General features: G+C 55.0%; 24 protein-coding genes. 13 read left to right on the top strand and 11 right to left on the bottom strand.

From position 1 onward, the window contains the following. The first annotated feature begins 89 nt into the window (after nt 1-89). Nucleotides 90-950 carry an endonuclease/exonuclease/phosphatase family protein gene (locus tag DL346_RS24330; protein ID WP_112884983.1) on the top strand — a complete coding sequence of 287 codons (861 nt, stop codon included), beginning with the start codon at nt 90-92 and terminating at the stop codon, nt 948-950. A 201-nt stretch (nt 951-1,151) separates the two neighbouring features. Here the strand turns inward: DL346_RS24330 and DL346_RS24325 are convergent, their stop codons facing one another. Beyond that, nucleotides 1,152-1,733 (bottom strand): GNAT family N-acetyltransferase, encoded by a 582-nt coding sequence (locus DL346_RS24325; RefSeq protein ID WP_240633394.1) that lies wholly within the window; start codon nt 1,731-1,733, stop codon nt 1,152-1,154. Between the two features lie 191 nt (nt 1,734-1,924). Between DL346_RS24325 and hmpA the strand changes: the two genes are divergently transcribed. Further along, complete coding sequence (gene hmpA, locus DL346_RS24320; protein ID WP_112884981.1) at nt 1,925-3,181, top strand: NO-inducible flavohemoprotein; 1,257 nt, start codon at nt 1,925-1,927, stop codon at nt 3,179-3,181. Here the strand turns inward: hmpA and DL346_RS24315 are convergent. Next, nucleotides 3,178-3,693, bottom strand: coding sequence for a Crp/Fnr family transcriptional regulator (locus DL346_RS24315; RefSeq protein WP_112884980.1), 516 nt, complete (start codon nt 3,691-3,693; stop codon nt 3,178-3,180). The two genes, hmpA and DL346_RS24315, sit on opposite strands and share 4 nt — an antisense overlap. Before the next feature lie 92 nt (nt 3,694-3,785). On the opposite strand from DL346_RS24315, the gene DL346_RS24310 reads away from it, so the two are divergent. Beyond that, nucleotides 3,786-4,520 (top strand): class I SAM-dependent methyltransferase, encoded by a 735-nt coding sequence (locus DL346_RS24310; protein WP_112884979.1) that lies wholly within the window; start codon nt 3,786-3,788, stop codon nt 4,518-4,520. Between the two features lie 75 nt (nt 4,521-4,595). Here DL346_RS24310 and DL346_RS24305 read toward each other — a convergent pair whose 3' ends face one another. Together DL346_RS24305 and DL346_RS24300 are read right to left on the bottom strand one after the other, a co-directional pair. Then, complete coding sequence (locus DL346_RS24305; RefSeq protein ID WP_112884978.1) at nt 4,596-5,102, bottom strand: hypothetical protein; 507 nt, start codon at nt 5,100-5,102, stop codon at nt 4,596-4,598. Beyond that, a complete protein-coding gene (locus tag DL346_RS24300) occupies nt 5,099-5,572 on the bottom strand; it encodes a hypothetical protein (protein ID WP_133257568.1) in 474 nt (157 codons plus the stop codon). The genes DL346_RS24305 and DL346_RS24300 overlap by 4 nt, the downstream gene beginning before the upstream one ends. A gap of 252 nt (nt 5,573-5,824) precedes the next feature. On the opposite strand from DL346_RS24300, the gene DL346_RS24295 reads away from it, so the two are divergent. Both DL346_RS24295 and DL346_RS24290 read left to right on the top strand, forming a co-directional pair. Continuing rightward, the gene (locus DL346_RS24295; RefSeq protein ID WP_112884976.1) at nt 5,825-6,160 is read left to right on the top strand and encodes a MerR family transcriptional regulator; all 336 of its coding nucleotides are present in this window, start codon (nt 5,825-5,827) and stop codon (nt 6,158-6,160) included. 3 nt (nt 6,161-6,163) lie between these two features. Next, the gene (locus tag DL346_RS24290; RefSeq protein ID WP_112884975.1) at nt 6,164-6,613 is read left to right on the top strand and encodes an SRPBCC family protein; all 450 of its coding nucleotides are present in this window, start codon (nt 6,164-6,166) and stop codon (nt 6,611-6,613) included. Between the two features lie 38 nt (nt 6,614-6,651). Here DL346_RS24290 and DL346_RS24285 read toward each other — a convergent pair whose 3' ends face one another. Next, nucleotides 6,652-7,491, bottom strand: a complete 840-nt coding sequence (locus DL346_RS24285; RefSeq protein ID WP_112884974.1) for an aldo/keto reductase — start codon at nt 7,489-7,491, stop codon at nt 6,652-6,654. A gap of 150 nt (nt 7,492-7,641) precedes the next feature. On the opposite strand from DL346_RS24285, the gene DL346_RS24280 reads away from it, so the two are divergent. After that, nucleotides 7,642-7,983 (top strand): zinc ribbon domain-containing protein YjdM, encoded by a 342-nt coding sequence (locus DL346_RS24280; RefSeq protein WP_112884973.1) that lies wholly within the window; start codon nt 7,642-7,644, stop codon nt 7,981-7,983. A gap of 53 nt (nt 7,984-8,036) precedes the next feature. Here DL346_RS24280 and DL346_RS24275 read toward each other — a convergent pair whose 3' ends face one another. Next, on the bottom strand, nt 8,037-8,744 hold the full coding sequence (locus DL346_RS24275; protein ID WP_112884972.1) for a histidine phosphatase family protein: 708 nt from the start codon (nt 8,742-8,744) through the stop codon (nt 8,037-8,039). Nucleotides 8,745-8,892: 148 nt separating this feature from the next. Here DL346_RS24275 and DL346_RS24270 point away from each other — a divergent pair, with 148 nt between their 5' ends. Together DL346_RS24270 and DL346_RS24265 are read left to right on the top strand one after the other, a co-directional pair. Then, nucleotides 8,893-9,381, top strand: a complete 489-nt coding sequence (locus DL346_RS24270; RefSeq protein WP_240633393.1) for a DinB family protein — start codon at nt 8,893-8,895, stop codon at nt 9,379-9,381. After that, nucleotides 9,382-9,747: a DUF4180 domain-containing protein gene (locus DL346_RS24265; protein WP_112884971.1), complete on the top strand. Its 366-nt coding sequence runs from the start codon at nt 9,382-9,384 to the stop codon at nt 9,745-9,747. A gap of 64 nt (nt 9,748-9,811) precedes the next feature. Here the strand turns inward: DL346_RS24265 and trpB are convergent, their stop codons facing one another. Then, on the bottom strand, nt 9,812-10,975 hold the full coding sequence (gene trpB, locus DL346_RS24260) for a tryptophan synthase subunit beta (protein WP_112884970.1): 1,164 nt from the start codon (nt 10,973-10,975) through the stop codon (nt 9,812-9,814). 188 nt (nt 10,976-11,163) lie between these two features. Here trpB and DL346_RS24255 point away from each other — a divergent pair, with 188 nt between their 5' ends. Further along, on the top strand, nt 11,164-11,568 hold the full coding sequence (locus DL346_RS24255) for a VOC family protein (protein WP_112884969.1): 405 nt from the start codon (nt 11,164-11,166) through the stop codon (nt 11,566-11,568). A gap of 50 nt (nt 11,569-11,618) precedes the next feature. Here the strand turns inward: DL346_RS24255 and DL346_RS24250 are convergent, their stop codons facing one another. From DL346_RS24250 to DL346_RS24240, 3 genes are all read right to left on the bottom strand, one after another. After that, a complete protein-coding gene (locus DL346_RS24250) occupies nt 11,619-12,158 on the bottom strand; it encodes an NAD(P)H-dependent oxidoreductase (RefSeq protein ID WP_112884968.1) in 540 nt (179 codons plus the stop codon). 88 nt (nt 12,159-12,246) lie between these two features. After that, complete coding sequence (locus DL346_RS24245; protein WP_112884967.1) at nt 12,247-12,999, bottom strand: class I SAM-dependent methyltransferase; 753 nt, start codon at nt 12,997-12,999, stop codon at nt 12,247-12,249. Beyond that, complete coding sequence (locus DL346_RS24240) at nt 12,989-13,480, bottom strand: MarR family winged helix-turn-helix transcriptional regulator (RefSeq protein WP_112884966.1); 492 nt, start codon at nt 13,478-13,480, stop codon at nt 12,989-12,991. The genes DL346_RS24245 and DL346_RS24240 overlap by 11 nt, the downstream gene beginning before the upstream one ends. A 276-nt stretch (nt 13,481-13,756) precedes the next feature. On the opposite strand from DL346_RS24240, the gene DL346_RS24235 reads away from it, so the two are divergent. Continuing rightward, nucleotides 13,757-15,616, top strand: a complete 1,860-nt coding sequence (locus DL346_RS24235) for an LTA synthase family protein (RefSeq protein ID WP_112884965.1) — start codon at nt 13,757-13,759, stop codon at nt 15,614-15,616. 61 nt (nt 15,617-15,677) lie between these two features. Here the strand turns inward: DL346_RS24235 and DL346_RS24230 are convergent, their stop codons facing one another. After that, complete coding sequence (locus tag DL346_RS24230) at nt 15,678-17,270, bottom strand: catalase (protein ID WP_420849601.1); 1,593 nt, start codon at nt 17,268-17,270, stop codon at nt 15,678-15,680. Between the two features lie 184 nt (nt 17,271-17,454). Here DL346_RS24230 and DL346_RS24225 point away from each other — a divergent pair, with 184 nt between their 5' ends. The 3 genes from DL346_RS24225 (at nt 17,455) to DL346_RS24215 (ending at nt 19,739) form a co-directional block, all read left to right on the top strand. Continuing rightward, nucleotides 17,455-17,832, top strand: a complete 378-nt coding sequence (locus tag DL346_RS24225; protein WP_112884964.1) for a rhodanese-like domain-containing protein — start codon at nt 17,455-17,457, stop codon at nt 17,830-17,832. 149 nt (nt 17,833-17,981) lie between these two features. Next, nucleotides 17,982-18,458, top strand: a complete 477-nt coding sequence (locus tag DL346_RS24220; protein WP_240633391.1) for a MerR family transcriptional regulator — start codon at nt 17,982-17,984, stop codon at nt 18,456-18,458. Between the two features lie 18 nt (nt 18,459-18,476). After that, complete coding sequence (locus tag DL346_RS24215; protein WP_420849598.1) at nt 18,477-19,739, top strand: MFS transporter; 1,263 nt, start codon at nt 18,477-18,479, stop codon at nt 19,737-19,739. Nucleotides 19,740-20,015 lie beyond the last annotated feature (276 nt).

Genomic DNA, 20,015 nt, shown 5'->3' with positions numbered 1-20,015 from the left:
ATTTGCGGCCTCGTTCACCGAACGGCCCAGCAGCATTTTCAAATCGGCGCGGCTTCGTTACAATAAGTGAAAAGGAGAGATGCAAGCACATGAAACAGCAGCAATCGGTCAAAATCATGACGTTCAATACGTGGCTCGGCGGAGAAGCCGTGCGGGATGGGATTAACAAGATCGCGAAGGCCGTAGAGCTGTCGGGCGCGGGCATCGTCGGGTTCCAGGAAACGCCGGAGCCGGGCAAAGCCGTAGCGGAGAAGCTGGGCTGGCATTATTTTCAGAATAAGAACGGAGAAGCAAACTGCAGCGTCATCAGCCGGTTTCCGATTCTTGAGGCCTCTTATATCGAAGGGATGAGCGCGGTTCTGGCGCATATCCAGCTGCCGTCCGGCCAGGTCATTCTCGTCGCGGTCACGCACTTGTACTATGATCCCTACGGCCCTTATTGGGCGATGTTCGATAAGCGATCCGTGGATGACATCATTGCGATGGAGAACGAGGCCCGAGGATGGCAAATGAAGCTGGTGCTGCAAGAACTGGCGCCGCATTTGGCATCGGACATGCCGCTCTTCCTGATGGGCGATTTCAATGCTCCATCCCATCTGGATTGGAGCGATGACAGGAAGGCTCAGCACGAGGGGTATGCCGTGAGATGGCCGGTCAGCGTACAAGCGGAGGAAGCGGGGCTGCTCGATTCGTACCGGGTTGTCCATCCGGATCCGGCTGCGATGCCGGGCATCACCTGGTCGACCGTCCATACGCCGGAGCATCCTTGGGGCGACAATCCCTTCGAGCCTCAGGACCGTATCGACTTCATCTACTATCACGGTTCGAATGTGAAGGTTGTGAGCTCCGAGGTGTTCGTGGCGGGCGAGCCGAAGGGCTTCGGCAGCCATGAGGACAATGAATGGCCGTCCGACCACGCGGCGGTCATCTCGACATTTGAACTCTTATAAGCAGAAGGGAATCGGGTTTGTTGCCCCGATTCCCTTTTTTACGGCCGTTTCGCCTGCCTTTTCCGCCTAAGTGCGGTAACTGTTACCTCTCATGGGGCTGCTTTCGTTGCTTTTCGGTACATGTGCGGTAACTGTTACCTCTCTTGGTGTTACTTTCCGCGCTTTTCGGTACATGTGCGGTAACTGTTACCTCTCTTGGTGTTACTTTCGCCTGCTTGTCCTGTACAGCGCTTTGATGAAGCCGCCGAATACGTCATGACTGAAGGCAAACCCGCGGCTGAGGTAGAAATTCAGAGCGTCGTCGTTGCCATTCGATACATAAACGAAGACCAGATCGACGTCCGGGAAGCTCTCGAGCCAGTCCATCGACAGGTTGAACAGCTTGGAGCCGAGCCCTTTGTCCCGGTAGCCGTCCCGCAAGTACAGATTATTCAACGTGCCGACTTTGGACGGGAGGCAGTCCCAATCGGGATAGAAGCCTTTGCTCACGGCTGGGTCCTGCACGGGCGCCCATTCCGGTATGGCGCTTTGACGATTATTGATCTCATCGATGGTGGAAAATACATAGCCGACAGGAACGCCGTCGTCTTTCACCACCACGACCTGGCTCTCGGCCGCACGCTCGTAGCTGCGCTTCATGCGGTTGTCGAAATTCATCGTATCGAATACTTCCGGCGCGATCGATGCTTTCGATTTCTGAAAAGCCATCAGCTCGTCGCAAAGCGGCCAGCACATTTCGATATTGCCGTCTTGTATCACTTCAATGGTGATGCTGCCCATCATTCGTCGCCTCCTTATATGATCTTAACACTCCATTCATCCGGTATGCGACAACATTGTCCCGCATGTGCGGGTCGCAATACGGCGCTCGCCGTCACAGATCGTTGCGAATTGCTGTGATTGGAATCACACGGCCGTGCCGCGCTTACTCGTATACTTGGATTATACCAAGTGATGAAAGCGAGGAACCTATCATGCTAAGCAACCAAACGATAGCGATTATTAAGTCAACTGTCCCGGTGCTTGAGGTTCACGGTACTGCGATTACGAAACGGTTCTACAACTTGATGTTTACAGCCTACCCGGAGCTGCTGAATATGTTCAACCACGCGAACCAAAGACAGGGCAAGCAGCAAAACGCGCTGGCCAATGCCGTTTACGCGGCTGCGCTGCATATCGATAAGCTGGAGGCGATCTTGCCGGCCGTCAAGCAGATCGCGCATAAACACCGGAGCCTTGGCGTAAAACCCGAGCAGTATCCGATCGTCGGTCAAATGCTGCTGCAGGCGATCAAGGATGTACTGGGAGACGCGGCGACGGAGGAGATTTTGCAGGCGTGGGCGGATGCTTACGGCGTGATCGCAAACGTCTTTATCGAGACGGAGGCGGAGATGTATCGCCAGTCGGAACAGCAGCAGGGCGGCTTCGCCGATTTCCGCGCGTTCCGAATTGAGAAAAAAGTGGGGGAGAGCGACGTCATTACATCGTTCTATCTGGTCCCGCAAGATGGCGGCGCGATTCCAGCCTTCGAACCAGGCCAGTATGTAAGCGTGAAAATGAGCATTCCGGGAGAAGAATATACGCATATCCGGCAGTACAGCTTGTCCGATGCGCCGGGGAAACCCTACTATCGAATCTCGGTGAAGCGGGAGGACGCGTTGCCGGGCAAACCGGAAGGAAAGGTATCGACCTACTTGCACGAGACCGTTCAGGAGGGCGACGTGCTCTGGCTGTCGGCGCCGGCCGGCGATTTCACCTTGGATCGGAACGATGAGCGTCCGATCGTCCTTATCAGCGGCGGCGTAGGGTTAACCCCGCTCGTCAGCATGCTCGCCGACCTGTCGGAGACGAATCGTACGAACCGCCGAGTCACCTTCATTCACGCGGCGCAGCATGGCAACGTGCACGCGCTGCGGTCGCAAGTGGAAGAGCTCGCGCAGCGCTCGCCGCAAGTGTCGGTCTATTGGTGCTACGATAAGCCGACGGCGGACGACCGGGCAAACAGAGCCTTCGATAAAGAAGGATACATTGACCTGCCATGGCTCCAAAGCGTCGTGCCGACCAAGGATGCGAGCTTCTACTTCTGCGGCCCCGAGCCGTTCATGAAGCTGGTGTACCGGCTCCTGAAGGAGTGGGGCGTAGCCGCTGCCGATATCCATTTTGAATTTTTCGGCCCGATGGGCAGCCTGGAGCCTGCGGCAGAGCCGAAGGAAACGGCAGCCCGCAGCTAGCGGTCCGCGCCGTCGTCCGGCTTGCTTCGCAGCAGCCGGTTTACGGTCTCGCGGCGCAGCCCGATCAGCTGCCCGATCTCGTCCTGCGTCAGCACCTCCGTGAGGGAAGCGGGCGAGATATAGGCTTGAAACCAAGCCTGAAGCTTGCGCAGCTTCTGGGCGGGGGCGACCTCGGTCAGCTGGTCGATCCGCTGCTGCATCATGCGGAGCCTTTCCTGCAGCATGAGCGCGATATCGCGGCATTTCAACGGATCGCGCTCCAACGCCGCGTACCATTCCTCGGCCGGGAGGACATCGACTTCGCTTGTCACGAGCGCAATAGCCGTCCCGAAATAGGGATTGGGGCTGATTAATGAATGATGGGGGATCATTTCGCCGGGCACGATGATGTTGACCAGCAGCTGCGCCCCGTCCTGATGGACGCGGACGATCTTGAGCAGCCCGCTGCGCAACTGATAGAGCGGTCCGGATTCGCCCTGGCGGAATAGGGTTTCGCCTTTATGTATGATCATAGCAACCTCAGAGAAGCTGCCGGTACTTGCCGGCAGTTTTTTTACCTATTATACCAAGGATGATATGATAACGGAAAAGGAGGCGTACCCAGATGAAGCAAAATAAATACGACGATCCGGATTTTTTCGCGGCCTACAATCAAATGCCGCGCTCTGTCGGCGGCCTGGACGCGGCCGGAGAGTGGCCGGCGCTGCGGGCTCTCATGCCCGAGCTGAAGGATAAGAGGCTGCTTGACCTGGGCTGCGGCCTAGGCTGGCATTGCCGGTATGCGCTCCAGATGGGCGCCAAGTCGGTGATCGGCATCGATCTATCGGATAAAATGATTGCCCGCGCCAAAGCTTTAACGGATGATCCTGCGATCGAATACCGCAGGATGGCGATTGAGGACATTGATTTTGAAGCGAGGCAGTTCGATGTGGTGATTAGCTCCCTGGCGCTCCACTATATTGAACGCTTCGATGACGTCTGCCGCAGCGTCTTCGAAGCTGTCGTGCCCGGAGGCAGCTTCATTCTCTCGGTCGAGCACCCGGTATTCACGGCGCGTGCCGCGCAGGATTGGCATTACGGGACCAAGGGTGAGCGGCTGCACTGGCCGGTAGACGATTACCAGCAGGAGGGGAAGCGGGACACCCGTTTTCTGGGAAGCGATGTGGTGAAATATCACCGGACGGCCGCCACGCTCATCAACACTCTTATTGAGGCGGGGTTCACGATCAAGAAGCTCTCCGAACCGCAGCCGACCGAAGAAGCGCTTGCCGCTTATCCTGACATGCGGGATGAGACGCGTCGGCCGATTTTCCTGCTGATCGCAGCGGAGAAGAGCTAGCGCTCGCCGCTTTGGTCTGCCGCCGGCACGGGCCGCTCACCGTTTTGGTCTACCGCCGGCGCAAGCCGCTCACCATTATTTGTAGTGATTATCGAAGCCGATCTGGAGCAGCTTGCGTGTCGCAAATCGGTACAGAAGGATAAGCTGTACAGCCGCGATCGGGTAGGTCGGAATGGAGTAATAAAGCTTCCAGCCGGTATACACCAGAAAGCGGTTATAGACGCATATCCATTCGAAGAGCAGCGCGAAGCAGGTCCATCCCAGGATGTACCAGACGGTTTTATGTCCATAAAGTTCAAATTTGTCATAAAGGAACAGGAACAGAAGCGATGCGCTGGGGTACATAAACAGATGAAACAGCCCCCCGGACAGCTCATAGGAAGGATTGTCCCCGAATATGTAAACTTTGAAAGGCGTGGCGATTAGGAAGTAATCAATGGTGGACACCAAAAAGATGTTGTACATCACCACGATGACGACCATGGCGGCAGAGAAGTAGCCTCGAACGATGAGAAAATTCAAGAATGCGATCGAGGACGCGAAGATGGCGAACCATTCGTTCCAGTCAAAGGTGACATTCATTTCGGCACATTCCTCCGGAACAGGATTTTGCGAAACGCGGTCATGAAGCCAAGCAGGACAAGCAGCGTGCTAAGCCAGAAGACAAGGGACCACCAGAAGTGCCAATTCTTGTGGACGACGACGCCAAGCCAGTGATCCATCCATTCGAGCCCCGTGAGGAGACCGATGTAAAGGACGGCCAGCAGCAGCTTCGCCAGGAACGAACCTAGGCCAAGATAGACATGGAGGAAGACAACTATCAGTGCGGGGTACAGCAGAATACGGCTTAAAAAATGGGCAAGTTCGTAACTGAGCTGATCAGGGATAATGAGCGTCTTGAAATTCATGTAGCAGAGGGCAGAGAGATTTTGATACATGTAGGAGGCGGCAAACCAGTACATCATGACCTCCAGGATATGCAGCCTTTTCTTTAAACGGACGAAAAATACCACGGCAGCCGCGTTGATGATGGCATAAAACAATAGAATCATGTTAGGGTACTCCCTGCATGGACCGATTGTTGAACCGATCATTTGTTCATGATCTTCCATTTATGGTGCCCTTCCTTATGGATTTTAAAACCGTGAAAACACCCCGCCTTAGACAGCATTTCGGCTGCATGGACGGGGTGTTTGGCATTAGGCTCGTCTGAGGGGTTTTTATTTTGGTAGCAAGCTATAATGGAATGAGCTATTGACTCTGTGGTGCACCCCACGGTTTATGATGGGTGAGGGAGGAGATGCATGTACAAGATCGGCGAATTCGTGGAAATGACGGGACTGAGCAAGGAGACGCTGCGCTACTATGCGGAGGTGAAGCTGCTGGAGCCGGCGTATATCGATCCTGTAACCCGCTATCGGTACTATGACGACGGCAGTTATTTTGAAGCGGTGCTGCTTGCGAAGCTGAGACGATTCGGATTTACGATCCAGGAGATGAGCGCGGTCATGAAGGACGAATCCTTTGCGCATTTAGAGGCTTTATTGGAGCAGAAACGGGAAAACAAACGCATGCAGATCCAAGATCTTCTGGCACAGGTTGAGGAGATTGACGAATTTCTTGCATCGGGGAGGGAATAGCGCATGTTGGAGTGGAGCGAGCGGATCACGATCGCAGCCAATATCGAGAAAGTGTGGGACCTATTCGCGGATGCGAATATGAAGCGGATTATGCCGAAGGTCGAGGAGCATACGCTTATCGAGAAGACCGAGCGGGAAGCAGGCGCCAAGCACCGGCAGAAGTACCGCGAGGGCAAGCGTGTGGAAACGTATATCGTGGACACGCTGGTTTACGAAGATACCCCGGACGCCAAGCGGAAAACGATCCACTTCGTGCTAGGCAAAGCGTTCGAGATTACGCTCACGTTTGCGCTAACGAGAATAGACGATTCGCATACGGCGTTCGTGTACGAGGGAAGCAACAAAGGAGTCAATTTCGTGGGACGGGCCATGCTGAAGCTCGGCAGCCAGAAGGCCAACCTGAAGGTGGTCCATGAGTTTATGAAGCTCGTGGAACAGGAAGCGATGAAATAAGGAACGCCACTCCTAGGGTGAAGGAGTGGCGTTTCATTTTAGAAATTGAAATTATCCGGGTCCGGCCCGATGCGGCGGTTCTCGTTAAGCCCGTCGATCCGCGCCATATCCTCCGCGCTCAGCTCGAAATCGTACAGCGACGCATTCTCCATGATGCGCTTCTCGTTCGTCGATTTCGGGATCGTGACGACGCCGTGCTGCAGGTCCCAGCGAAGGATGATCTGCGCGACGGACTTGCCGTGCTTGGCCGCGATGTCGCTAAGCAGCGGATCGCCCAGCAGCTCGCCCTGCATGAGCGGCGACCACGCCTCGAGCACGATGCCATGCTCCTTCGTGAAGCGCTGCAGCTCCGGCTGCGTAAGCCGCGGATGGAGCTCCACTTGATCGACCATCGGCTTGATCGTCGCGATGCTCATCACATCTTCCAGATGATGTACGTGGAAGTTGCTGACGCCGATCGCTTTCACGCGGCCATCCTGATACAGCTTCTCCAATGCCCGCCACGCGTCGTTGTATTTCCCCTTAACGGGCCAGTGAATCAGATACAGGTCAAGGTAGTCGAGTCCGAGCTTCTCCAAGCTGGTCTCATAAGCGGCCAATGCCGATTCATACCCGAGGTCGCTGTTCCACACCTTCGAAGTAATGAAGAGCTGCTCACGCGTCAGCCCATTCTCCTGCATGGCCTCACGAACGCCTTGACCGACGCCGCGCTCGTTCTTGTAAATCGCCGCCGTGTCAATGCTGCGATAGCCGTGGGCGATCGCCCATTTGACCGATTGGACGACCGTCGCGCCTTCCTCCACTTTATAGACGCCAAGGCCAAGTAGGGGCATTTTCACTCCATTATGTAACGTAACGGTATCCGCAATATGATTCATCGCTTCATATCTCCTCTGTCATTTGTTCAGTTCCTGCATCCATTCTCCCCATTTCTTGAGGGAATAACCATCATAAAGGCTGGTTTGCCATCCGAGGCCGTCTGTGCCAGAATAGGCGGTGAATACTAAGAAGAATGGAGCCTGCTGACCTTGTCTACTGTACCTAATTGCCCGAAATGCAACTCTGAATACACCTACGAGGACGGGACCCAATTCGTGTGTCCGGAATGCGCGCATGAGTGGAACCCGACATCGACAGACGATCGCGAAGGCGACGTGCGGATCATCAAGGACGCCAACGGCAACGTCCTGAACGACGGCGATACGGTGTCCGTCATCAAGGATTTGAAAGTAAAGGGTACCTCGCTCGTTGTGAAGATCGGCACTAAAGTCAAGAACATTCGGCTCATAGAGGGCGACCATGACATTGATTGCAAAATCGACGGCTTTGGCGCCATGAAGCTGAAATCGGAGTTTGTGAAGAAGATCTAGCATGCGTGCAGGGAAAGCGTCAGCTCAAATAGGAGCAGGCGCTTTCTTACGTTTTAGTCGATGTTGTTCGCGATCAAGCCCGCGCTGCTGACCGGCAGCCCGGACCGGTAAATATGGCCGATGTCCCCGACGCCGTAGCAGCGCGGAGCCGCCCAGCCGTGGTCGTGCTCTTCCATGACGACGGTTGTGACCGAACTCGGCGCGATCCAAAACCCGGACCAGATCATGGGCAGGGGCAGCTCGAGCAGGTGGGACAGCCAGGCCAAGCCGAACCCAAGGTGGCAGAAGATGGCGATCGCATCCCGATTCGGGCGCTCGATCCGATACCGCCCGCCATCGCGCCGGTACCCGTTTTCCAAGAAGAAGCGGTCCGAGTTATCCTTGATCTCCTGGAACCGTCTTGCAAAATCCGGATTATTAAAGGGCGCCCGCTCATGCCAATCGTCGCTCGAAGGAAACGGGCGGTGTTCCCGAACCCAGGTAGGATCGCAATTCCAAGCGATCATGGACTCGCCGGCGGCATTTGTCATCTGCCAGCCGCCCAGTTCTTCCAGCCACGGCAGCACGGTCGCCTGCATGCCGAGCGCATCGGCCGTATACTGCATCGTGTGCAGCGCTCGTCCGAGCGGCGAGCTGTAGATGCGGTCAATCTTGGTGCCAGCCAGACGCTCGGCCAGTGCCTGAGCTTCAAGGTGGCCGGGCTGGGTTATGGTGTTATTGGGGTAGTCCGGCTCTGCATGACGGATAATATACAGTTTCATAAGGGCCTCCCTGCGGCAAGGATAGATTCACACCCAGTATAGTGCACCCCTTGTTGTCAGGCAATATCTGTCAAATAAATCGTGAGGCTATCAGATAAAATCAGGTATAATGGACTGGTGTCAGTCAAATCGGAAAGGGTGACGGATCATGGGTTTGGGACGAAAAGATATATTGCTGCACAGCTGGGGCGTTGTCATGGAGGAGGAAGGCTGGCATCCGCCGCTTGTCCAGGCGCTTGAAGGCGTGACGGAGACGCAGGCGGACTGGCGTCCTGAGGGCGGGGCATCGAACACGATCCGCGAAACGGTTCATCATCTGACTTTCTACAAGGAGCGGCTGCTGCAGCGGCTGAAGGGACTGGAGCCTGCGCCATATAACGGCAACACCAATACGTTCCAAAACAGTGATCCTTCCATGGATTGGGAGCAAGCCATTGCGAAGCTGGTCGCCGTTCACCGCGAAATTAACGGCTATCTGACCGACTTTCAGGATGCGGACCTGGACAAGCCGCTTCCGGAGACGCCGGTCGGCGGGCAGCTTCTCTCGCTAGCGCTTCATGACGCATACCATACGGGACAAATTATTTTACTGCGGAAGCTTCAAGGATCGTGGCCGGGCAGCAGGGAGTTCGAGTAGATGCGGATAACGGTCGATCAGCAGGGGAACTCGAAGGTGGCCATCCTCGAAAGCCCGGATACTCTGATTAGCGATGTACAAAGCGCTCTCGATCTGATGGCTGCGATCCGGTACGCGGAGGGCTGCGACAAGATTTTATTGGACAAATCGAACGTGACGGAAGATTTCTTCGAGCTGCGGACCCGTCTCGCGGGGGAGATTCTGCAGAAGTTTACGAATTACAGCTTTCAGCTGGCGATCGTCGGCGATTTCGACGGATATGACAGCAAGAGCCTGAAGGATTTCATTTACGAGAGCAACCATGGCAAGCAAGTCTTCTTTCTGAAGGATCGGGACGCCGCGCTTGCCGCTCTGCACAGCGTGTAATAGAAGAAGAAGAGCCGTTTCGCGTGCCTCGATTGGCGGGTGCGAAACGGCTCTTTAGATTGCGCTACTTTTTCAACATATGGAAGACTTGCTCTACGTCCTTGTCGCCGCGGCCGGAGAGGTTGATGATGACGATTTGGTCCGTGGTCATCGTCTTCGCCAGCTTCTTCGCATAGGCTACGGCATGCGCGCTCTCGAGCGCCGGAATAATGCCTTCGGTGCGGGAAAGCTCTTGGAATGCAGCCAGCACTTCCTCATTGCTGACCGTTACATATTCCGCCCGTTCCGATACCTTCAGGTGGCTGTGCTCCGGTCCGATGCCAGGGTAATCGAGTCCGGCGGCAATGGAATAGGTTGGCTTCGGATTGCCCTCTTCGTCAAGCAGGACCAAGCACTTGAACCCGTGAAGGACGCTTGGCACGCCCTCCGTCAATGTCGGCGCTTGATCCGGCTCGACCCCGATCAGCCGTACGGAAGGCTCGTCCAAGTAATGGGCGAACGCGCCGATCGCATTGCTTCCGCCGCCTACGCAGGCCAGCACGGCATCGGGAAGACGTCCTTCCTTCTCAAGAATTTGACGCTTCGACTCCTCGCTGATGACCGATTGGAATTGCTTCACCATCGTCGGGAACGGATGCGGACCAACGGCCGATCCGAGCAGATAGAAGGTATGCTTGTAGTTCTGGATCAGGTCGTTAAGCGCCTCGTCCACGGCGTCCTTCAAACGGCCTTGTCCTTTATGCACAGGTACGACGGTCGCGCCCAGCAGCTCCATGCGGAACACGTTCAGCGCTTGACGGCGGGTATCCTCCGCACCCATGTAGATGACGCATTCCATGTCGAACATGGCGCAAGCCGTTGCCGTGGCCACTCCGTGCTGGCCGGCTCCCGTTTCGGCGATGACGCGTTTGGCGCCCATCCGCTTGGCGAGCAGGATTTGGCCGACAACGTTGTTGATTTTGTGCGCGCCGGTATGGTTAAGGTCTTCCCGTTTTAAGTAAATTTTCGGACCGCCCCAAGCCTCGGTAATTTGCTTGGCAAAGGTGAGCGGATTTTCGCGGCCCACATACTCTCGTAAATAATAGCTCAGCTCTTCCTTGAACTCCGGATCGTCCTTGTAGGCGTTGAATTGCGCGCTTAAAAAATCAAGTACCTCTTGCAATTCAGGTGGAACAAAGCTGCCGCCGAACTCTCCGAAATAACCTTCTCGCACTTGCGCGTCATTCATTCTGTAAGCGCCTCCAATTGTAAAAGATGATATGGACAAGCTTGCTCTCATCGTATCATAATGCCGCCCATTCATGCTGTGGTTTTTTTACCCTTTTTCGCCCGCTTGATAATTAGCCGCGATTTGGATATCGTATGTGTTGACAATAAATAGGTATTTTCAAATCAAACGAGGGAGATGAACGGATAGTGAGCAGCGGCATCCAGAAGATTATGACATTCCTCATGTTCGAAGGACGAGCGGAGGAAGCGATGAACATGTACACGTCCATTTTCGACAACTCGGAGATCGTGGACATCATGCGGTACGGTCCAGAAGGGCCGGGCCCGGAAGGCAGCGTCTATAAGGCGACGTTCACCTTGCAGGGACAAGCGTTCATGTGCATCGATAGCCACGTGAAGCATGCGTTTACGTTCACGCCTTCGATCTCGTTGTTCATTACCTGCGAGACGGAAGAGGAGATCGATCGTTTGCACGAACGGCTGTCGGAGGGCGGAAGGGTGTTGATGCCGCTCATGGAGTACCCGTTCAGCAAGAAGTTCAGCTGGGTATCGGACAAGTTTGGCGTAACGTGGCAGCTGAGCCTGCCGTAAAAACATACGTAAAGCAAAACAAGGTCACCCGAATTGGGTGACCTTGTTTATTATACAGTAGCATAAGAGCCGATAGGTGCCGTTAAATAAGCAGCCAGCCGATCGGCGCTCTCCGCGATTTCTTCATCGGAAAGATGAGGCGCTCTAAACAGCAGGAATGGCGGGACGTACTTCATTTCCGTAAGCAAAATGGTCGCTTGCAGAGGCAGCAGCAGCTGCTCCATCGTGTAGAGGCTCTCGCCGTCGGGACGATAGGACTCTTCGGTGCGACCGACGGAAATGGCGAGCACGTACTCCTTGCCCTTCAGCTTATTGCCTGTGCCGTAGCCGAAGCCGTAGGTGTACACTTCATCTTGCCATTTTTTCAGCAGGGAAGGAGTGCTGTACCAGTGAAACGGGAATTGGAAGACGATGCGGTCGTGCTGCAGCAGCAGTTCCTGTTCTCTTTTCACATCGAGCATTTCGGACGGGTAGGCTTCATATAGGTCATGGACGGTAACGCCCGGCTCTTTCATCAGCCGTTCCTTCCATATGCGGTTGACTCTCGACTCATGCATCTTGGGATGTGCAACGATAACAAGCGTTTTCATGGCGGCGTAACTCCTTGTTGAAAAAATAATACAAGAATTATAGCACACCTGGGGGACAATGAATAATGCGCTAAGCCAATCAACCGATCTACACCGTGCCTAAGTAAATCTCCGTCTCGTACGGAAAGCGAACTGCGCCATCCTTCTGATGAGCCTGAAATAACGTTTCCAGTGCTTTCATGTATGGCTCGAACGCGGGCGAGCCTGGCAGCGGCACGTAGGACGAGGACATCGTCCGGCCTTTCAACCCTTCAAGATCAAACAGCTGCTGGTTGGCAAAAACCGCTTTGGCATACTTTCCTCCTTGGAAGAAAGCGGCGAAGTCCTCGTGGCTCAGCCGGCGATGGTTCACATCTTTGTACTCCGGCGCGTAGTGTAACAGAAGCCGGTCATACTCGGAACAGAAATCATCCTCGACCAGCCGCTTGTTCCAAATGAGCGCCGTTTTGCTGCCGGGGCGGACGATGCGGCGAAACTCAAGCCGGGTCGATTCCGGCTCGAACCAGTGGAATGCCTGAGCGGAGACGATGGCGTCCACCGAGGCGTCAGGGAGCGTGGTCGCCTCCGCTGAGCCGTTTACGGAGCGGAAGCGATCGAAGTCGGAAAGCTGCTCCTCGGCCGCCAGCCGCATGTCCGTGTTTGGCTCTACCGCATAAACGGCGTTGCCGCGCTCGAGCAGCAGCCGGGTGAAAATGCCCGTGCCGGAGCCGACGTCCGCTATGACCGAAGAGAGGGTCAGCCCAGCCTCGGCGTAGAGAAAGTCGACCGCCTCCGCGGGATAGCTTGGGCGGTACCGGACGTATTGCCCGACTCGATCCGAGAAACGTTTTTTACTGTCCATCGGGTGAAGATCCCCCTTTGCCGCAATTATTTTTGTTGCTTTTCGAGTAATTCTCCACGGTTTGGTTAAATTTCTGCAGCAAATCGCAAAAATTTGCAGTTTCTTCTAGCGTCCATTCCTGCATCAGCTCCGTATAGAAGGATTGACGTATGCTTCTCACCCGAAGCAGCTGCCCGCTGCCCGAAGACGTAACCTGCAGCAGGCTGACCCGGGCGTCCTTGGGGCTTGCGGTCCGTTCGACGTAGCCCTTGCTCTCAAGCGATGCCGTCTGCCGGCTCGCTGTCGAAATATCCAGCTGGAACGTATCGGCGAGCGCCTTGATGCTGAGCGGCCCGTTATCGTAGAGATGCGTAAGCAATAAATAGGTGGAGCGATCCAGACCGGTAGCGTTGAAATAAGCGATTCGGGCCGCCTCCGCCCGACGGATAAAAATAGCCATTTCATGTTCGATTCGATGCAAGACATCGATATCATTGTTCATACTGTTCACCGTTTCTTGATTTTGGAATCTCTATTCAACAAGCATATAGGTTCAATCCGCCCGACGCAAGGGAGCATGCGGCGATTGACAGACCTTGTTTTGCCTGTATAATACCAGTATATAATAGTTGCATGGTACAACTAAACATCGGTACGTAACAAATTTCACAAGCAATTCTATGAAAATTTCACATTTTTTTGAAACTCTAGCGCATTCGCTGCGTCAAATGATAGAGTGAAGGTTGATCTAGTTTGTTCGGGAAGGAGCTGCTTTACGTTGCCTTTTTTAATGAGGCTGCTTAACCGCAGATTTTTTTATTTTACGCTAATTCTATTAGTGAAGGGCATATTGGCATGGTCCGTTGTTTTCGATGAGGGGCCGTCGTGGATGACGCTCGTGACGGAAATTCCGTTCTTCTGGGTCGTGTTCTGCCTGATTGAGTGGCTGGCGGGCAAACGTAAAATGCTCTATTACATGCTCGTGAATTTCCTGCTCACGCTGCTCTATTTTACCGTTCTGATGTATTACAAATACTACGGCATTATCGTGACGTATCATGCGCTTGCCCAAGCGGGCAAAGTAGCCCAGGTAGGGGAAAGCACTTATTCGCTTCTTGACCCTTATTACTTGTTTATCTTTCTCGATATTGTCGTGCTGGCATTTATCATCTGGCGGCCGAAGCATAATCGGATCCAGCAGCGCGTCAGCATGCGCCCGGTGAAGAAGAAAGGCATCCTGGTTCTGTTCTCGATTTCCGCGCTGCTCTGCCTGCTCAATATTTGGCCGAACCGCGCAAGCATGAACGGGAACAAGCAGGCCGAGGAGATGGGGCTGCTTAACTACGAGCTTTATACCATCTTCGCCGACAGCCACAAGGATGGTGAAGTCGTGCCGATGGCAGACATTACGCAGGATGCGATCGACGAGCTGAAAGGCGTCACGCAGCCGCTGCCTGTGCCGCAATACCACGGCGTCAGCCAGGGCAAGAACGTCATCATCATCCAAATGGAATCGTTCCAGGATTTCCTGATCGGGCTTAAGATCGACGGCCAGGAAGTGACGCCGAACATCAATAAGCTGGCGAATGAGACGTTTCATTTTAACCACTTCTATACGATGGTTGGGCAGGGAACGACCTCGGATGCCGAATATGTCGTGAATACGTCCCTTTATGTGCCGGAGCATGAGGCTGCCACCGAAAATAACGTGGACAAGGCGCTGCCGAGCTTGCCGAAGCTGCTTCGCGCGCATGGATACACGACGGCGACATTCCATACGAACGACGTGTCGTTCTGGAACCGGACGGAGCTCTATAAGTCGCTGGGCTGGGATCGTTATTACGACAAAACGTTTTACGGGGATGAGGACCACATCGCGTTCGGTTCATCCGATGAAGTGCTGTACGACAAAACGATCGACGAGCTGGTGAAGTTGGATGAAGGCGAGCAGCCGTTCTATGCGCAAATTATTTCGATGAGCGCCCACCATCCGTACAATCTGCCGGAGTCCAAGTATCGGATGACGCTGCCCGAGCAATTCGACAATACCATTGTCGGTAACTATATTCATGCCCAAAACTATGCCGATTACGCGCTTGGCCGGTTTATTGAGGATCTGAAGGCACGCGGGTTGTGGGAGGACAGCATCATTCTGTTCTACGGCGATCACCAGGGGTTGTCGCTGTTCTCGCTTGACCGCGACGAGAAAAGCCTGGTCGCTGGCATGCTTGGCCACGAGTACGGTTATCCCGATATGTTCCGGGTACCGCTGCTGCTTCATGCTCCGGGCGTGACTTACCCTGCCGCGAAGGAGCAGACCGGCGGTCAGATCGATATTATGCCAACGGTTGCGAATCTGGTCGGCGCCTCGCTGAGCGGGCAGATTCATTTCGGCCAAGACTTGTTGAACCAAGGCTCGAACATGCTGCCGATGCGGCATTTCCTGCCTTCGGGGTCGGTCATTACCGAAGACGACATGTTCCTGCCGGGCATCGGTTTCGAGGACGGCACGAACTATTCGCTGCGGGACGGCAGCGAGCCGGAACACGGGGCGACAGAGGATCAATACAACCGGACGTTGAAGCTGCTGGACTTGTCGGACAGCTATGTGCAGCAATTGCCGGACAAAGAGGAATAGCCGCAAAAAAAGCCGCAAGCATTGTGAATGCTTGCGGCTTTTTTTGCCGCGGCTGCAGCGCTCAATAAGGATCGGCCCCATGGCCCTCGCGTTTCGCCTTATCGACGGCCTGCTCCGCCATCGACGGCCGATCGCGGTCGGCCTGCTTCAGCCCTTCCGCGACGCGCCGGCCATAATCGGCGTCTGCCTCGGTGAAGTACCCGACCATCCGCGACCGGATATCCTCCTTGCACCCCGACAGCGCGCCGACCAAATTGTTGACGAGTTCGTCCTGCTCCCAGCTCTCGAAGGCGCGGAACGTGTCGCCGGCCTGCTTGAAATCGTTCGTGCGGTCGATCTTGTGCCTGGTCAGCTTCGCGTCGTAGTGCGGCTCGTGATCTTTGCCGCTCTTCGCCGCTTCCTGCAGGCCGCCCATCGAGGATGGCTCGTAGTTCACGTGCGGATTTTGCCCGGAAGCACGGTCCGCACGGTACTGCATTTGCCCGCCGCTCTGATTCGTCGCCACATGCGTTTTCGGCGCATTTATCGGCAGCTGCAGGTAGTTGGTGCCGACCCGGTGCCGCTGCGTATCCGAATACGAGAAGGTGCGGCCCTGCAGCAGCTTATCGTCGGAGAAATCGAGCCCATCCACGAGGACGCCCGTGCCGAAGGAGGCCTGCTCCACCTCGGTGTAATAATCTTCCGGGTTGCGGTTGAGCGTCATTTTGCCGATGGGGAGGAACGGGAACTGCTCGGGCGGCCATAGCTTGGTCGGGTCGAGCGGGTCGAAATCCAGCTCCGGATGCTCATCGTCGGTCATCAACTGAACGCACAGCTCCCACTCCGGATAGTCTCCGGCTTCGATCGCCTGATACAGATCGAGCGTGGCATGGTTGAAGTTCATCGCCTGGATTTCGCTCGCTTCGCTTTGCAGCAGGTTCTTGATGCCCTGCTTCTGCGGTTCCCAGTGATATTTTACAAGCATCGCTTCGCCGGCGGCATTCACCCATTTGTACGTATTGACTCCCGAGCCCTGCATCTGCCGGTAATTCGCGGGAATGCCCCAAGGCGAGAACAGGAAGGTGATCATGTGCGTCGCTTCCGGAGTCAGCGAGACGAAATCGAAGAAGCGCTGCATATCCTGCACGTTGGTCAACGGATCGGGCTTGAACGCGTGGACCATATCGGGGAATTTGAGCGGATCGCGGATGAAGAAAATTTTCAAGTTATTTCCGACCATATCCCAGTTGCCGTCTTCGGTGTAAAATTTCACCGCGAAACCGCGCGGGTCCCGGAGCGTCTCCGGCGAATGCCCGCCATGAATAACGGTCGAGAAGCGGACAAATACCGGTGTCTGCTTGCCGGCCTCCTGAAGCAGCTTCGCGCGCGTATATTTCGAGACCGGCTCATCGCCTGCTTTGCCATAGGCTTCGAAGCTGCCGTGCGCGCCCGCCCCGCGGGCATGAACGACGCGCTCCGGCACGCGTTCCCGGTCAAAGTGGGTAATTTTCTCGATAAAATGGTAGTTCTCCAGCGTGCTTGGGCCGCGGTTGCCGACCGTGCGGATATTCTGGTTATCCGTTACGGGATGGCCCTGCCGGGTCGTGAGCGTTTGATTCGAATCGTGTTCCAACGCCAAGCTCCTCTCAAGGGGAATGTAAACTTCAGTGGTAATGTTGCCCAGATGAAGATTATTTGATGCAATCGCAATCTGGTGGACACGGCAGCAGAAACGGTTAACAATAGTGTCGGCATGGCGTTGACATGAGGAGAATCGTCGATTATGATATATACCCATAGGGGTATACAAGCCGGAACGGGCGAGCTATCTCTAGAATGGACCAAGGGGCTAGAGGAGAATGGAAGTGATCATCAATGTATGTTTTGCCGCCGTTGTCGTTTGGTTTGCTTACAGGCAGTTCGGACCGGCGAAGGGATTACGCAGTTTACGGTCGGAAGCCTTTCTTAAGGAGCTGGAAGCCGGCGGATCGCTGCTGATCGATGTGCGGGAAGCCGCTGAATATCATAGCGGTCACATTCCAGGGGCGCGTAACATGCCGCTCTCCCGGCTGGGTGAACGTCTCAGCGAACTGCCGAAGGAAGGCCGGCTGCTGCTCTACTGCCGCAGCGGCATGCGCAGCAAGACGGCGGCGCGGCTCTTGAAGAGCGGCGGCTATGTGCAGTTGGCGCATCTGAAAGGCGGACTTGGCGCATGGAGCGGCAAGCTGACGAAATAAATGAATAAAGCTCGTTTGCGGCTGAGAAGAACGCTGCGGACGGGCTTCTTTTGTCTAGGATAGGCGGCCGCGAACGGGTACAATAAGGATCGAGAATGAAGACGGCGGGAAAAATCTAACGTTGACGTTAACGTTATAGGAGGAGTAAGATGAAATCAAACGAGTCAATCGAATCGAAACAAGAGAGGAGGAACGGAATCATGGAGGAGCGCTACAAAATCGATGAAGTGGCCAAGCAATGCGGGCTGACCAAGCGCACGATCCGTTACTACGAAGAGCTTGGCTTGATAACGCCGCCGGAGCGGACGGAAGGCGGCACCCGGTTGTACACCCGTCTGCATATCGAACGGCTGAAGCAGATCATTAACGCACGCGATGTGCTCGGCTTCTCGTTGCAGGAGATTACCGATTTTGTTGCGCTCCGCGAGCAGCTCGCGCAGTCCGGCGATGCCTACAGGCAGGCCGAGGAAGTGGAGCTCAAGCGAAGCAAGCTGCTCGAAGCAGGGCAGATGATCGATCAGCAGCTTCGAATGATCGACCATAAGCTCGAGAAGATGAAAGAATTCCGGAAGGAAATCGAGCGGCTCCGCAAACGCGTGACGGAGGGACTCGAGAAACTACAATGAACGAAAGAAGGAGAATAAGTGTCAACGCAAACGTCAGCCGCGCGCAAGTCTGCACCGAAGGATCCGTTGCAGCCTAGCGCGCAAAAAACATCGATGTTCAATCAGCCGATCGCCGTTTGGGCGATCGCGTTCGCCAGTATTATTGCATTCATGGGTCTCGGTCTCGTCGACCCGATCCTCCCGATGATGAAGGATCAGCTGCATGCAACCGACAGCCAGCTGACTCTGCTTTTCACCAGCTATAACGCTGTCATGGCCGTGGCCATGCTTATTACCGGCGTTATTTCTTCGCGTCTTGGCATTAAGAAAATGCTGCTGACCGGCATTGTGCTGATCGCGCTGTTCTCTGCGCTCGCAGGAAGCGTGAACGAAGTCATGGGCATCGTTTGGCTTCGCGCCGGATGGGGCCTAGGCAATGCGTTCTTCGTCGCTACCGCCTTGTCTGCCATCGTGTCGCTGTCTCGCGTCGGCGTGGCGAAATCGATCATTCTGTTCGAAGTCGCGGTCGGCCTGGGCATTTCCGTCGGTCCGCTGCTTGGCGGCGAGCTCGGCGCGATTTCGTGGCGCAGTCCGTTCTACGGGGTTGCATGCCTGATGGTCCTTGCATTCTGCTGCATCCTGTTCATGATGCCGAAGTCGAATGCGTCTACGGTGAAGACGATCAGAAAGAAAGTTTCCTTGCTCGATCCGTTCCGTGCGCTTAAGCACCGCGCGCTGCTGATCTTCGGCATTTCGGCCGCACTCTATAACTTCGGATTCTTTACACTGCTTGTCTATGCTGCTCTTGTGCTTGGACATTTGCATCACTTGGATGTTCACGGACTGGGCTACGTATTCCTGGGATGGGGCCTCCTGCTCGCGTTCACGTCCGTCATCACGGCTCCGAAGCTGCAGCAGCGCTATGGAACGATCAAGGCGATGTGCATGCAATTGCTGCTCTTCGCGGTCACCTTGTTCGTCATGGGTTACTGGACGACCGATAAGACGGTCATCATCGCGATGGTTATCTTGGCAGGCGCATTCTTAGGAAACAACAATACGCTAATCACGACGGCGGTCATGAACGCGGCACCGGTCGAACGTCCGACAGCTTCCGCGGCATACAGCTTCCTTCGCTTTATCGGCGGTGCTCTAGCGCCTTACTATGCGGTGAAATTCGCCGAATGGTTTGACTTCCACGCGCCATTCTACATCGGCGGCGGCTTCGTCGTTCTGGCGGTCATCTTCATCTGGGTGAACCGCAAGCATTTGAAGCATGTAGATGAGGCGGAAGCGCACTAACGGAATGAAGCTAATTTTTTTATCCTAAATATAACGTTAACGTTAATGTGAAGTTGGCCCGAAATCGGCTCCTGTGGAGTCGGTTTCGGGTTTTTTCAGTTCATTGCAAGTTGCGGCAGTGGTGCAAACGAGATTGGGCACAAGAGTGGCACCCAGAGCAGCGCATTGGCTGAAAGTAATACCAAGAGAAGTAGCAGTTACCGCACATAGGCGGAAAAGCGGCGAAAGCAGCACCAAGAGAGGTAGCAGTTACCGCACATGGGCGGAAAAGCGGCG

This window comes from Paenibacillus montanisoli, from assembly GCF_003268025.1.
Classification (GTDB): Bacteria; Bacillota; Bacilli; order Paenibacillales; family Paenibacillaceae; genus Paenibacillus_Z; species Paenibacillus_Z montanisoli.
The sequence above is the reverse complement of the archived record's forward strand: the minus strand, read 5'-3'. Positions and strand labels throughout refer to the sequence as shown.

What these genes read in the sequence shown, in the direction of transcription:
- DL346_RS24330 (WP_112884983.1), top strand. Translation starts at nt 90, where the DNA reads ATGAAACAGCAGCAATCGGTCAAAATCATGACGTTCAATACGTGGCTC.
- DL346_RS24325 (WP_240633394.1), bottom strand. Translation starts at nt 1,733, where the DNA reads ATGATGGGCAGCATCACCATTGAAGTGATACAAGACGGCAATATCGAA.
- hmpA (WP_112884981.1), top strand. Translation starts at nt 1,925, where the DNA reads ATGCTAAGCAACCAAACGATAGCGATTATTAAGTCAACTGTCCCGGTG.
- DL346_RS24315 (WP_112884980.1), bottom strand. Translation starts at nt 3,693, where the DNA reads ATGATCATACATAAAGGCGAAACCCTATTCCGCCAGGGCGAATCCGGA.
- DL346_RS24310 (WP_112884979.1), top strand. Translation starts at nt 3,786, where the DNA reads ATGAAGCAAAATAAATACGACGATCCGGATTTTTTCGCGGCCTACAAT.
- DL346_RS24305 (WP_112884978.1), bottom strand. Translation starts at nt 5,102, where the DNA reads ATGAATGTCACCTTTGACTGGAACGAATGGTTCGCCATCTTCGCGTCC.
- DL346_RS24300 (WP_133257568.1), bottom strand. Translation starts at nt 5,572, where the DNA reads ATGATTCTATTGTTTTATGCCATCATCAACGCGGCTGCCGTGGTATTT.
- DL346_RS24295 (WP_112884976.1), top strand. Translation starts at nt 5,825, where the DNA reads ATGTACAAGATCGGCGAATTCGTGGAAATGACGGGACTGAGCAAGGAG.
- DL346_RS24290 (WP_112884975.1), top strand. Translation starts at nt 6,164, where the DNA reads ATGTTGGAGTGGAGCGAGCGGATCACGATCGCAGCCAATATCGAGAAA.
- DL346_RS24285 (WP_112884974.1), bottom strand. Translation starts at nt 7,491, where the DNA reads ATGAATCATATTGCGGATACCGTTACGTTACATAATGGAGTGAAAATG.
- DL346_RS24275 (WP_112884972.1), bottom strand. Translation starts at nt 8,744, where the DNA reads ATGAAACTGTATATTATCCGTCATGCAGAGCCGGACTACCCCAATAAC.
- DL346_RS24270 (WP_240633393.1), top strand. Translation starts at nt 8,893, where the DNA reads ATGGGTTTGGGACGAAAAGATATATTGCTGCACAGCTGGGGCGTTGTC.
- DL346_RS24265 (WP_112884971.1), top strand. Translation starts at nt 9,382, where the DNA reads ATGCGGATAACGGTCGATCAGCAGGGGAACTCGAAGGTGGCCATCCTC.
- trpB (WP_112884970.1), bottom strand. Translation starts at nt 10,975, where the DNA reads ATGAATGACGCGCAAGTGCGAGAAGGTTATTTCGGAGAGTTCGGCGGC.
- DL346_RS24250 (WP_112884968.1), bottom strand. Translation starts at nt 12,158, where the DNA reads ATGAAAACGCTTGTTATCGTTGCACATCCCAAGATGCATGAGTCGAGA.
- DL346_RS24245 (WP_112884967.1), bottom strand. Translation starts at nt 12,999, where the DNA reads ATGGACAGTAAAAAACGTTTCTCGGATCGAGTCGGGCAATACGTCCGG.
- DL346_RS24240 (WP_112884966.1), bottom strand. Translation starts at nt 13,480, where the DNA reads ATGAACAATGATATCGATGTCTTGCATCGAATCGAACATGAAATGGCT.
- DL346_RS24225 (WP_112884964.1), top strand. Translation starts at nt 17,455, where the DNA reads ATGGAAGTGATCATCAATGTATGTTTTGCCGCCGTTGTCGTTTGGTTT.
- DL346_RS24220 (WP_240633391.1), top strand. Translation starts at nt 17,982, where the DNA reads ATGAAATCAAACGAGTCAATCGAATCGAAACAAGAGAGGAGGAACGGA.